Genomic DNA, 13,059 nt, shown 5'->3' on the forward strand with positions numbered 1-13,059 from the left:
ATCCATGAAAACCAATGCACTTTCCGACGTTCACATGCAGATCATGTGGAACCGGCTGATCTCCGTCGTCGAAGAGCAGGCCGTCACTCTCATCCGCACGGCTTTCTCTACCAGCGTACGTGAATCGGGCGACTTGTCCGCCGGCGTCTTCAATCGCGGCGGTCTGATGATCGCCCAGGCGGTCACCGGTACGCCCGGCCATGTCAACGCCATGGCGGAAGCCGTCGGTCACTTCATCCGCGATATCGGGCCGGAGAACATCTTCGAAGGTGATGTCTATATCACCAACGATCCGTGGAAAGGCACCGGCCACCTGCACGACTTCACCGTCGTTTCGCCGAGCTTCCGCAACGGCGCGCTTGTCGGATATTTCGCCTGCACGGCACACGTGGTCGATGTCGGTGGCCGCGGTTTTGGGCCGGATGCGAACGAGGTCTATGAAGAGGGCATCTTCGTTCCGATCATGAAGTTTGCCGAGCGTGGCAAGGTCAACAAGGACCTCGTCAACATCCTGCACAATAATGTGCGCGAGAGCCATCAGGTCGTTGGTGACGTCTATTCGTTGGCGGCCTGCAACGAGATCGGCCATCGCCGCCTGATGGATATGATGGAAGAGTTCCAGCTCGACGATCTGGAGACGCTCGGCGAATTCATCTTCAAGCGCAGCTATGACGCGACGATCGAACGGATTGCCGCACTTCCGAAGGGTTCCTATTCCAACACGATGCGGGTTGATGGCTACGGCTCGCCGATCGATATCGCCGTGCGCCTCGATGTAGGCGAGGATCATATCCTTGCTGACTTCGACGGTACTTCGGGGCCGAGCCCGAAGGGCATTAATTGCCCGATCATCTATTCGGCGGCTTATGCCTGCTACGGCATGAAGGTCGCGATCGCACCCGATATTCCAAATAACCACTATTCGCTCCTGCCATTCCGCGTCGCTGCTCCGAAGAATTGCATCCTGAATGCCCAGCATCCGGCGCCGGTGTCGGTGCGTCACGTGCTTGGCCATCTGGTTCCCGACGCCGTTCTCGGTGCGGTTCACAAGATGCTGCCCGGCAAGATCCCGGCCGAGGGCGCGGGCGCGCTGTGGAACCTGCATGTCAGCGTTCGTCCGCTTCAGGGCGATAAGGCTCCTGCCGATGGCGGCCAGCGCGCAGAGGTTTTGCTGTTCAACAGTGGCGGTTCCGGCGCACGCCCGACGCTTGACGGCATGAGCGCCACGGCATTTCCGAGCGGCGTGCATTCGATGTCGATCGAGGCAACCGAGCATGTCGGTCCGGTCATCTTCTGGCGCAAGGAATTGCGCGACGGGTCGGGCGGTGCGGGCCAGTTCCGCGGCGGTCTTGGCCAGGTGGTGGAAATCTCGCCGACAGAAGGTCACGAGATGCATTTCAACGCCATGTTCGACCGTGTCGATCACCCGCCGCGTGGTCGTGAAGGTGGCGAAAACGGCGCTGCCGGTGCCGTGCTGCTAGATGACGGAACCCGTCTTGCTTCCAAGGGACGCCAGCATGTTCCGGCCGGACGCCGGCTGATCCTGCAGCTTCCGGGCGGCGGCGGTTACGGGGCGGCTGACAAACGGGATGTCGCTGCGGCAGAACGCGATATCGCCTTCGACTACGTCGCTTCGAGATAACTCTCCCAAGAGTGTCGGGCGAGGCAGAGGCCTCGCCCGGCTTCGATCAAGTAAAATCTCCAGGGAAGCCGAAAATGAGTTTCGAGAACCACCGTGCCGCGGGTATCAAGTCGTCTCCGAGCATGGCGATCGCCATGGCGGCAAAGAAACTGGCATCGGAAGGCCACGACATTATCGACCTGTCGCTGGGCGAGCCGGATTTCGAACCGCCGCCGCATGTTGCGGAAGCGGCCGTAGAAGCGATCCGCAAGGGCGGTATCCGCTATGGCGCGCCCGCGGGAATGGAAAGCCTGCGTCAGGCCATCGTCAGGAAGTTCAAGACGGAAAACGGCCTGGATTATTCCACCGACGAGGTAATGGTTGCCAACGGTGCAAAGCAGATCCTGTTCGATGTGTTCCTCGCAACGCTGGAAGCGGGTGATGAAGTCATCATCCCCACGCCTTGCTGGGTATCTTACGGCGACATCGTCTCGCTGCATGGAGGCACACCGGTCTATCTGACCTGCTGTGCTGATGCCGGTTTCAAGCTATCGGCCGAGCAGCTCGAAGCAGCGATCACGCCTAAAACCAGATGGCTGATGCTGAATTCTCCGTCCAACCCAACGGGGGCGATCTATTCTGCCCAGGAGTATCACAAACTTGCGGAGGTGCTGGCGCGCCATCCGCGTGTGCTCGTCGTCTCCGACGAGATCTACGAACATGTGCTGTTGAACGACACGCCCTTCGTCTCCTTCGGCGAGGTCTGCCCGCAATTGCGGGACCGTACCTTGATCGTCAACGGGGTCTCCAAGGCTTACGCAATGACGGGTTGGCGGCTGGGTTATGCGGCCGGCCCGAAAGCGCTGATTTCGACGCTCAACAAGATGCAGTCTCAAAGCGTCTCATGCGTGTCGCCGGTCGCTCAAGCGGCGGCAATCGCGGCCTTGACCGGAGATCAGGCTTTTGTGGCAAAGGGTGCCCGAACATTTGCCGGGCGCGCGAAGATCGTGGCCGGCCGGTTGGCGGAGATCGAGGGGATCGATTTCATCGCACCGGATGGAGCTTTCTACGCCTTCATCGGCGTGCAGCGACTGATTGGCCGCAAGACCGCCGATGGAGAAGTCCTCGGTGACGATACCGCGTTTGCGGCGCATCTGTTGCAGACATTCGGCCTGTCGAGCGTACCGGGGGCTGCGTTTGCTGCGCCGGGCTTCATCCGCCTGTCGATTGCCGCATCCGAAGCCGAACTCGCGAAGGCCTGCGAACGACTGGCCGATATGGTTCGCTCGCTGAAGCCCTGAGACGCCAATCCCCGCAACGGAAAATAACGAAAGAGATGCCGGATCAGCGCATCTCGCAGACAAGGAGGTACATGATGAAGACCGAGGAGTTGAAACAGGTGCTGGGCGCCGGCCTTTTGTCTTTCCCCGTCACGCATTTTGACGGCGAGGGCAAATTCAACGCCAAGAGCTATGCCGAACACGTCAACTGGCTTTCAGGCTACGAGGCCGCCACGCTGTTTGCCGCCGGCGGGACGGGCGAGTTCTTTTCGCTGACGCCGGAGGAAATTCCGCAGATCGTCCGCGTCGCCAAGGAGGCCGCTGGAAAGACACCGATCGTATCCGGCTGCGGTTATGGCACCGATATCGCCGTCGGCATTGCCCGATCGGTCGAAAAAGCCGGTGCCGATGGCATTCTGCTTCTGCCGCATTACCTCATCGACGCTCCCCAGGAAGGTCTCTATCGCCATATCAAGGCGGTCTGCCAGTCAACCAGCATGGGCGTCATGGTCTATAACCGCGACAACTCGGTGCTGCAGGCCGATACGCTCGCAAGGCTTTGCGATGAATGCTCGAACCTCGTCGGCTTCAAGGATGGTACCGGTGACATCGGCCTGGTGCGCCAGATCACCGCGAAGATAGGCGATCGGCTCACCTACCTCGGCGGCATGCCGACGGCTGAACTGTTTGCCGAAGCCTATCTCGGTGCCGGCTTCACCACCTATTCCTCGGCCGTCTTCAATTTCGTGCCGGGCCTCGCGATCGATTTCTACAAGGCCCTGCGCGCCGGTGAACGAGGCCGTTGCGAAGTTATTTTGAACGAATTTTTCTACCCGTTCATGGCGATACGCAATCGATCCAAGGGGTATGCCGTATCCGCGGTCAAAGCTGGTGTTCGTCTCCAGGGCTTCGATGCAGGTCCGGTAAGGGCGCCGTTGCAAGATCTATCGGCCGAAGAGATGGCGATGATGGAAATGTTGATCTGCAAACACAAACGCTGATGTTCAGCGTCGAACAGCGGTGCTGCCACTTGCAGCACCACCCATGCTTTGAAAATCAATTAGTAGTCGATCGGCAAGTTCCCGACAGCAAGAGGCCACGCCGCCTGAATTCAACTCATCTGAAAATTGTCGATGAAATGAACCGGCGCACATGGATCGCTGGATTGCCTGCCGCGAAAACCAGAGATCCCGAGAACTTAAGATGGTTCGCTTTTGCCATGCCGCAAAATGCCCCGGTCGAGGGTTCTATTCCCTCAAGGCGTTGGATTCTTCCATTGTAAGGCTCAGCATCGTGTTCAGCGTAAACACAACTGTCTTCCTCATCATTCTTGACCATCCTCTCGGCGCGTTTCAGCTAAATCAGTTCGGGTAATTGATTAGCGAGAGGCGGTGCCTGCGTACCTCTCGCCTACCTCGTGCCACCGAGTTCGGACCACTATTTTCAATCAGCCGCCAAATGAATTTCAAATGGTCAAACCTTGACTTTCAATTAGTCAGTAATGCATTTTCAAACGGTCATCGAGAGGAACAAGGCCGTGATGCTCTATCCAAGACTCGTCGAGCAACGTGTTGCCGATGCCATGTTAGACACAAGGGTGATTATGATCGTCGGTCCCCGACAATCAGGAAAAACGACACTGGCAAAGAAGATAGCCAAAGAGGCCATGGAGTATTACACTCTCGACAATGCGACAACCCTGGATGCAGCGCGACAGGATCCAGTTGGCTTCGTAAGGCGTATAGATCGCGCCGTCATCGATGAAATTCAACGCGCCCCCGAGCTGTTGCTCGCAATCAAAGAAAGTGTGGATATCGACCAGCGGCCGGGACGTTTCCTCCTTACCGGTTCAGCTAATATAATGACGCTGCCACGCGTGGCGGACTCGCTCGCAGGACGCATGGAGGTCGTTCGATTGCTGCCGCTTGCGCAGAGCGAGATCAGAACCGCGGGCAGCAGCTTCCTGAGCGACGCCTTTCAAAATGAACCAAAGTCTGGAGAACCCGTCATCGGTGACGACTTGATGGCTGCGGTCCTCGCCGGTGGATATCCCGAGGCATTGAGCCGCAAAACGTTGAGCCGCAAACACGACTGGTATGCGGACTATATCCAAGCGATTGTTCAACGCGACGTTCGTGATGTTGCCCAAATCGAGCAGATTGCGCAAATGCCGCGCTTGCTGCGCATTCTAGCTGAGCATTCGGGACAACTCGTGAACTACTCCAGAATTGGCGCCCCCATCGGGATGAACCACGTCACAACCCAGAAATACGTCGGTATATTCGAGAGCCTGTTCCTCGCCCGAACCGTTCAACCTTGGTTTTCCAACAAACTAAAGCGCTTGACCAAAACCCCTAAAATACATTTCCTCGATTCCGGTCTGCTCGCATCTCTTCGTGACCTATCTCTCGAGAGAATGCGGGACGACAGAGGGCAGTTCGGAGCGTTGCTTGAGACTTTCGTTTTTGGGGAGATACTCAAACTCGCCAGTGCCGCACATACACGACTTCAGTTTTCGCATTTCCGTGACAAGCAGCAGAATGAAGTCGATATTGTCGTTGAAGACAGGCGAGGGCGGATTGTGGGCATCGAGATAAAAGCCGCAGCATCCGTCACAAGTTCCGATTTCTCTGGCTTACGAATTTTGGCCGAAGAATGCGGAGAGCGGTTCGTATCAGGCATGGTCCTTTACGACCACCACAAGGTAATTCCATTTGGAGAACGATTATCGGCGGTTCCAATTTCGGCGTTGTGGCATTAGCGCCTGGGAATTCTCACTAGGCTCCAGACGCGCGAGCGGTCCTGGAAGTCCGGCGAAAAAATGGGACTCAGGTTCGATTCCCTTCAAGAGCTTAAGAAATCCGTGAACGGGAAATGACGGCGTGAATTTTCAGCTAGAATGCGTCATTCAATTGCATTACATTCTCCTCGAAGTTGGAGACAGCCATGGCCGCAAACGCTCTTGTACAAACACGTATTGATTCCGAAGTCCGGGATCGTGCTTCTGCCGTCCTTGAAAGCATGGGCCTCACGGTATCTGATGCGGTTCGTATCATGCTCACCCGGACTGCTAACGAGGGCGCTCTGCCTCTTGAACTTTTATCCGGCAGTGAGGCGCATGACGCTTGGTTTCGGACCAAGGTGCTCGAAGCGTTAAACGATACTCGACCGGATTTATCGGACGACGAGGCCGAGGCGCACTTTGCCAAACGTCGAGTGGCGGCCCGCCTTAAAGCGGGTGTGCCAGAATCGTAAAACTTACTTGGTCTGCATTTGCGTTATCGGATCGTGACGCCATCTTCACATACATCGAGGCAGATAATCCCGCCGCTGCCGTGTTGATCGATGAACGGATAGTCGCTGCCGCCCGTCGCTAGCTCGATTTTCCTGCCAGCGGGCGCGTGGGTCGAATTGCCGGGACACGCGAACTCGTCATCAATGGCACGCCATATATTGCCGCTTACGCCGTTGCCGAGACGACGGTTCGAATTCTTCGCGTACTCCATGGCTCGCAAGAATGGCCAGAAAATCTGCCGTTAAGCTGATCGACCACGTTTGTGTGGGGGCCGATGGTTCGATCCCCATCAAGGCGAGGACCAATCTTCAAGATCAAACCGAAGCGTCCGCTCATTCTACTCCGACCTTGTGCGATTGCTTCACGAAATCGATAAATGCGCGCAATGGCGCGGGCACAAGGCGTCGGCCAGGGTAATAGAGGAACGGGCCCGAAAATTGCAGCCACCATTCTTCCATCACCGGCACCAGGCTTCCTCGATCGAAATGTGGCCTTAGCCAGTCCTCGAAAATATAAATCATGCCAGAATCGGCAATGGCTGCGTCGATGCCAAGATCGGTGCCGCCGCCGAATTGGACCAAGAGGTTACCTTTCGGATTTATGATGACTTCCTCCCCATCGCATTCGAATTCCCAAGAGGGGAGTGCACGCCCCGAAAACCGCCCTAGAATACAATCATGCGAAAGCAGGTCTCGTGGATGTTGCGGTCGACCTCTTCTTGCGAGATAGCGCGACGATGCGGCAAGGGCGTAGCGCTGCTGACGCGGGCCGATCGGCAAAGCCACCATATCCTGCTCGAGCCGTTCGTCATAACGGATGCCAGCATCGCAGCCGCTTTTTATGATGTCGACGAAATTCTCGTCGGTCACGATTTCCAGTCTTATGTCAGGATAGGCCGCTAAGAACGCCGGCACGATCGAAGGCAGTACCAGCCTTGCCGCACTCATCGGGACATTTAGCCTGAGCTCCCCCGAGGTGCGGCCGCGGCTGCTTTTTACCTCGTCGATTGCGGATGCGACCTCTGCAAAGGCAGGTCCGGTGCGCTCCAGCAAGAGACGTCCAGCCTCCGTCGGGAGTACGCTGCGGGTGGTGCGATTGAATAGTCTCACCCCAAGGTCTTCCTCCAGGCGTTTCACCGCATCGCTCAACGCCGAGGAGCTGATGCCAGTTTCGCGCGCGGCCTGCCGAAAACCTCTGGATCGAGCTACCAGCAGAAACGCATTGACGTCGGTAATGTCAGGCACCCGATTCTCCAACCTGAGGGACTGATTGTCCGTCTAAGCGGACAACCTGTCCGTATTATATATTCTTGTGCCGCATATGCCAGACATCTATTTTTGAGGACGACAAGGAGATACAGCCATGAGCACTATCGAAAATTCAGGAACCTACAAGCTTGGCGACCATTTAGTGCGCCGGTTGGGTTATGGCGCGATGCAGCTTGCGGGCGAGGGCGTTTTCGGGCCTCCGCGCGATCGCCCGGAGGCCATTGCCGTACTGCGCGAGGCGGTGGAAAGCGGTGTCAATCACATCGACACCAGCGACTTCTACGGCCCGCATGTTACCAACGAGATCATACGCGAGGCCTTGCATCCCTATGACAGCGATCTTCTGATCGTCACCAAGGTCGGCGCGGTTAGGGGCGCAGACGCCTCGTGGAACCCGGCCTTTTCGCGCGCGGACCTGACGCAGGCCATTCATGACAACCTCCGCAATCTCGGGCTCGATGTGCTCGACGTGGTCAACCTCCGCGCCATGTTCGACGTGCATGGTCCCGCCGAAGGTTCGTTGGAAGAGCCGCTTCAGGTTCTCGCGGAGTTGAAGCACCAAGGCCTGATCCGGCATATCGGACTGTCGAATGTCACGGCCAAGCAGGTCGAGGAAGCCAGCAATATCACCGAGATAGTCTGTGTGCAGAACCAGTACAATCTTGCGCATCGCAAAGACGAGGCCTTAATCGACACGCTCGCCTCTCGAGGCGTGTCTTATGTCCCATTCTTTCCTCTTGGCGGCTTCTCGCCGCTGCAATCCTCGACCCTGTCGAGCATCGCCCTCCGGCTCAACGCCACGCCCATGCAGGTGGCGCTTGCATGGCTTCTCCAGCGATCGCCGAACATTCTCCTGATCCCCGGCACGTCATCACGAGGCCATCTGCGGGAGAATCTCGCAGCGGCGACAATAGAGCTTCCCTCGGAGGTACTGTGGGAGCTGGATAATGTTGCTGCTTGGTCCCCGCTTGTGCAAATCTAACGGACCTGTCGAGGTTGATGGTTCAATTCCTTCCAAGAGCGAAACGAAGAGGTCGGCTCGGACGTAGACTGTCATCACTATCCGAGCCGAGTATCTCGTTCGATCTTACGCAGCTTCCCAAACCTGATTTAGGATCTTTTGCGGCCAGCGCGGCTTTGTCTTGCGGAAGGAAGCGACCGTAGTGCTGCTGCACGACATCGGGCGTATCTTGAATGGCATAGCTCGCCTGCTCGTAGGATCCGGTCTGCTTCAGAATATGCGTCGCCAGAATGTCCCGAAGGTTATGCGGACCATGCGGTAGGAGGCGCTTGATCGCACCCTGTCCGGTATAGGGATTATAGATGCCGTAACGTTGGATGACGGTCCGCCATGCCTCCCAGAATGTGGTCGAATTGTAAGCAGCATCAATACCGGTCGTCTTCACCGTCTTGACGAATAGCGTTTGGGGATATTTGGCCCCGTCGAGCAGAACTCCACGATGCCTGTCAATATAAGCGTCGAGGTATTTGCAGAGATCAAGCAGGTCGGGCAAAATCAACCGGATTGGCTTCAGTCCGAAGAAGGAGGAGCCCGAGTTTTTGAAGGATGGGACGAGAGCTGCCAATATGTGTCGTCGAACCGACGCATATGGCAGACCAGTGCGTCCTGAAAGCTCGCCAGATCTTCTGTCGCTTCAAATAGTGGTTCTGGGAAAGGGCTTATCGCTCTTTGCGCAGGCCCGCGCTGTGTCGACGCATACCGGGCAAGGGTACCGTCGCTCGCCGCGCATTGCGGCTTTGGTTGAGGATACCGAAGCTGCCTTCCTCGCGGGCGCCATTTTGCCCGAGCTAACTGTCGACTTTTGCGGTCGTCGTTCTTCGGCCTCTGGAGGTGCGCCGAGCCAGCGGATGATTGCATCTAGGCTTGGCCGGAGCCGGCTTTTCAGTTCTGCCGTCAGCTCGGCTTCAATCCAATAGGCCTGACTGATCATCGTCCAGTCGATATGGCCATTCAGACGCGGGGGCGATTTCCGGTAGATGATCAAACTGGTCTATTCTCCAACGCCCGCCTGGATGAGATTGAAGCGATGCGAAGCTCCCAGAATTTTGAAATTTTTCGCTGAAAATGAAGCTCCGAGCTTCCCAAGCAATAGGCGACATAGCCCTGCAGTCGGATCAACGACAAGGTCGAGAGTTCGGCGCGCACAAACGTTGTCTTCACTGTTTTGAGAGAAGGTATCGCTGCACTTCACGAAGACGCCGTCTTTTAAAAGTTGCCCCGAATTTCTTAGGTCTCGACACCTTCAGCTGGCCGTATGTCCTATCTTTATAATATTTGGACCCGCTGGCGTTGGAACCGTACAGGGCAACGCGCATTGAGATTTCCAACCCTGTTGCAAATTATTCTTTCGCTACAGGAGCTCATTGGGCAAGGCGAATGCCGCGCTCGCCCATTGTTCTTCGCACATAAAGTTGAGATTACGCGGTCGGGTCGCTCTCACCCAACACCTTACACAGGCTATCAATGGTGAAGGGCTTGGATAATTGATGTGCATCTGCAATGCCTGAGGTAATTTTCGCGCTGTCGTCGCCGCTTGCAAAGATGATCCGCACGTTTGGCCAGCGTTGCCGCACCTCTCGTGCGAGTTCTATTCCAGACATGCCCGGCAGGCCGACATCTGTCAGCAACGTGTCGATCCTGTTTGTCTCGAGCACGCCAAGGGCATGTTCCGCCGAGTTTGCCTCATGCACCGTGTGGCCCAGTTCTTCTACCATGTCGACCGTCGACATCAGGATGAGCGGCTCATCCTCCACGATCAGAACATGCGGTTTTCCGGAGACCGTTGGGTGGATTTCAACCTGTTTCTTTTCCTGTTCCGCCACCGGCTCGGATGCAGTCGCCAGCTCCTGGCGCTCCATCCGTTGCAAGGCAATCCTTTGTTGCTGCGCGTTGTTTAGAACGTGGCGGACTTTACGGGCCAGTGCCTCTCGGGTGTAGGGTTTGGACAGCAAATCAACACCAGCGTCGAGGCGACCGCCGTGAACGATCGAGTTTTCAGTGTATCCCGAGGTAAACAGCACAGCGATCCCGGGAAACTGGGCCTTGGCTTTCCTCGCAAGTTCTGTGCTGCGCATCGGGCCCGGCATGACGACGTCAGTAAACAGCAGGTCGATCTGGACACCACTGCTGACGATGGCGAACGCGGACTGTGCATCGTGCGCCTTGAGGACGCGGTAACCGAGGTCAGTCAGCAGTGCGACCGATGTTTCCCTCACGCCGTCATCGTCCTCGACCACGAGAACAGTTTCCGTGCCGCCCGTCACGGGAATGGCCTTTTGATCGCCCAGGCTGTCTTCGGCCTGCATCGTGCGCGGCATGTAAAGCTTCATGGTGGTCCCATGCCCCACTTCGCTATAAATTTTGAGGTGGCCTCCGGACTGCTTGAGGAAACCGTAAACCATTGACAGACCGAGGCCGGTTCCCTTCCCATCCGTTTTGGTGCTGAAGAACGGTTCAAGGACATGCTCGATGATATCAGGCGATATTCCTGAGCCCGTGTCGGTCACCGCGACGAGCACATATTGCCCTGGGCGGACATCGTCGTGGGAAAGGGCGTAATCGTCGTCGAGGACCGCATTTCCGGTCTCGATGGTCAAGCGCCCGCGACCTTCCATCGCGTCCCTCGAATTGATTGCGAGGTTCAGGATGGCGTTTTCCAACAGGCTTGGATCGATCAGCGTGTTCCAAAGGCCGCCGGAAACAACGGTTTCGAGTTCGACTTCCTCGCCCAACGCCCGGCGCAGCATGTCGTCCATATTCTGGATGAGCTTCCTGACATTGACGACCTTCGGCTCGAGCGGCTGCCGTCGGCCGAAGGCCAAAAGCTGCGATGCCAGCTTTGCCCCGCGGGCGACACCGGCGAGTGCGTTTTGAAGGCGTTGTTCTGCCCGACTGTTGCCGTCGATGTCCTTGGCGAGAAGCTGCAGGTTGCCGCTCACAACCTGAAGAAGATTGTTAAAGTCGTGAGCCACGCCGCCAGTCAAGTTGCCCAGAGCTTCCATTTTTTGCGCCTGCCTCAAAGCGGTCTGTGCGGTTTCGCGCTCGATCGTTTCTTTCTCAAGCTCCAGAAGTGCGGTTCTCAGCTCGAGAGTGCGCTGCTCGACTTTTTCTTCAAGCGTGTGATTGAGGCTCTGAAGCTGATCCTCAGCCCGCTTCTGGTCCGTGACATCAAAACCATCCACGAAAATCCCGGTCACCGATCCGTTGAGGTCAAAGATTGGCTGGTAGATCAGATGTACGAAGCGCTGATCGGGTTGCTTTTTGCCATTCCGTTCCAGAAGCACCGGCACATAACGGCCTATATATGGTTTGCCCGATTGGAAAACGCCGTCTAGCAATTCGAAGAAACCCTGTCCGGCGATCTCGGGAAGGGCTTCTCTGACGCTGAGGCCGACGAGCTTGCGGTGACCGACAAGTTGCATGTAGGCATCGTTGACCAACTCGAAAGTGTGTTCAAGCCCGCTGAGGATGCACATGAAACTTGGTGCCTGCTGGAACAGGGCCCGCATCCGGTCCCGCTCGGCGGTCCGAAGTTCCACTTCTGATGAGAGTTGACGGTTGAGATGCTCAAGCGCGAGCGCTGCTTTTTCCCGGATTGCGGCAGCCTCTGCTAGCGCCGCTGCCCGTCGACGCTCTGTTTCGAACGCTTCCGCGCTCGCCAATCGCGACGTGATCTGGCCGGCAATCAATTTGAGGAAATCGAGGTAATCGTCGCTGACGGCCCGATGTGCATTCAGCCCGCTGATCAAAACGCCCTTGGGTTGCTCGCTTGCTTGCCCGACCAGAGGAATGATCGCAGCCTGAGACGGGGCTTTCGGCCAGGGACCCGAGGGCACGACGTCAGAAGCGGCCAAACTTACCAGTTCCACATCCTGCTTTTGCCAAGCGCGCTCAAGGTTCCAGATACCCGCGCCGCGGGTTATAGTTACTGGCAACAAAACGTCGTCTTCGGCTGCACCACACACCCACCGGCGCTTCGCATTGCCTTTGTCGTCAAAAACGTAAAGTGCGCAGAAGGGAAGATCCTGCGGGTTTTCTTTAAGTGCTTCACGTGACGCGTTGAAGACGTCGACCTCGGTGTCTGCCACGGCAAGGCCAGACGCCAGGGTGCGCATCGTTGCCAGTCGGCGCTCGCTGATGACCCGCTCGGTTTCTTCCGTGACCGCGCAGAAAACGCCCTCGACCTTGCCGCTATCTCCGATCAGCGGACTGTACGAGAAGGTGTGATACGTCTCCTCCGGGTACCCGTCGCGTTCGAGCAACAGGAGTAATGCCCGGTCCCATGTCGCCTCTCCGCTTGAGTAAACGGTTTCCAGGCGCCCTTTGATATCACTCCAGATTTCAGACCATAATACCTTCGTCGGCACAGCAAGCGCGTTGGGGTGCTTGTTGCCCAGTGTCGGACGATAGGCGTCGTTATAAAAAAATGCGATGTCTGGGCCCCAGCCGAGCCACATTTCGAATTTCGAGGTGAGCAGCAGCCGGATCGCAACCTTCAGCGCTTGCGGCCATTCGTCCGGGCAACCGAGCGAACTATTCGTCCAATCATGGCGCCGCATCATCTGCGCCATTTC

8 protein-coding genes and 2 pseudogenes are annotated in these 13,059 nt (G+C 57.0%); 7 read left to right on the forward strand and 3 right to left on the reverse strand.

Translation table 11 applies throughout. The annotated features are described in order from the left end of the window. The first annotated feature begins 4 nt into the window (after window positions 1-4). The 6 genes and pseudogenes from WA845_RS23520 (at window position 5) to WA845_RS23545 (ending at window position 6,446) form a co-directional block, all read left to right on the forward strand. On the forward strand, window positions 5-1,642 hold the full coding sequence (locus WA845_RS23520; protein WP_337322679.1) for a hydantoinase B/oxoprolinase family protein: 1,638 nt from the start codon (window positions 5-7) through the stop codon (window positions 1,640-1,642). Between the two features lie 74 nt (window positions 1,643-1,716). Further along, window positions 1,717-2,922, forward strand: a complete 1,206-nt coding sequence (locus WA845_RS23525) for a pyridoxal phosphate-dependent aminotransferase (RefSeq protein ID WP_337322680.1) — start codon at window positions 1,717-1,719, stop codon at window positions 2,920-2,922. Between the two features lie 74 nt (window positions 2,923-2,996). After that, window positions 2,997-3,902, forward strand: coding sequence for a 5-dehydro-4-deoxyglucarate dehydratase (kdgD, locus tag WA845_RS23530; protein ID WP_337322681.1), 906 nt, complete (start codon window positions 2,997-2,999; stop codon window positions 3,900-3,902). Window positions 3,903-4,438: 536 nt separating this feature from the next. Beyond that, the gene (locus WA845_RS23535) at window positions 4,439-5,662 is read left to right on the forward strand and encodes an ATP-binding protein (protein ID WP_337322682.1); all 1,224 of its coding nucleotides are present in this window, start codon (window positions 4,439-4,441) and stop codon (window positions 5,660-5,662) included. Window positions 5,663-5,847: 185 nt separating this feature from the next. After that, the gene (locus tag WA845_RS23540; RefSeq protein ID WP_144579055.1) at window positions 5,848-6,156 is read left to right on the forward strand and encodes a type II toxin-antitoxin system RelB/DinJ family antitoxin; all 309 of its coding nucleotides are present in this window, start codon (window positions 5,848-5,850) and stop codon (window positions 6,154-6,156) included. Then, a pseudogene (locus WA845_RS23545) lies at window positions 6,150-6,446 on the forward strand (type II toxin-antitoxin system RelE/ParE family toxin). The gene WA845_RS23540 and the pseudogene WA845_RS23545 overlap by 7 nt, the downstream one beginning before the upstream one ends. A gap of 82 nt (window positions 6,447-6,528) precedes the next feature. Here WA845_RS23545 and WA845_RS23550 read toward each other — a convergent pair. Continuing rightward, the gene (locus WA845_RS23550) at window positions 6,529-7,440 is read right to left on the reverse strand and encodes a LysR family transcriptional regulator (protein ID WP_443111978.1); all 912 of its coding nucleotides are present in this window, start codon (window positions 7,438-7,440) and stop codon (window positions 6,529-6,531) included. Window positions 7,441-7,558: 118 nt separating this feature from the next. Between WA845_RS23550 and WA845_RS23555 the strand changes: the two genes are divergently transcribed. Continuing rightward, a complete protein-coding gene (locus WA845_RS23555; RefSeq protein ID WP_337322684.1) occupies window positions 7,559-8,446 on the forward strand; it encodes an aldo/keto reductase family oxidoreductase in 888 nt (295 codons plus the stop codon). Window positions 8,447-8,551: 105 nt separating this feature from the next. Here WA845_RS23555 and WA845_RS23560 read toward each other — a convergent pair. Then, window positions 8,552-9,041 (reverse strand): annotated as a pseudogene (locus WA845_RS23560) (hypothetical protein); the annotation flags it as partial. A gap of 862 nt (window positions 9,042-9,903) precedes the next feature. Beyond that, on the reverse strand, window positions 9,904-13,056 hold the full coding sequence (locus WA845_RS23565; protein ID WP_337322811.1) for a hybrid sensor histidine kinase/response regulator: 3,153 nt from the start codon (window positions 13,054-13,056) through the stop codon (window positions 9,904-9,906). Between the last annotated feature and the right edge of the window lie 3 nt (window positions 13,057-13,059).

This window comes from Agrobacterium sp. CMT1 (assembly GCF_037203725.1).
Classification (GTDB): domain Bacteria; phylum Pseudomonadota; class Alphaproteobacteria; order Rhizobiales; family Rhizobiaceae; genus Agrobacterium; species Agrobacterium pusense.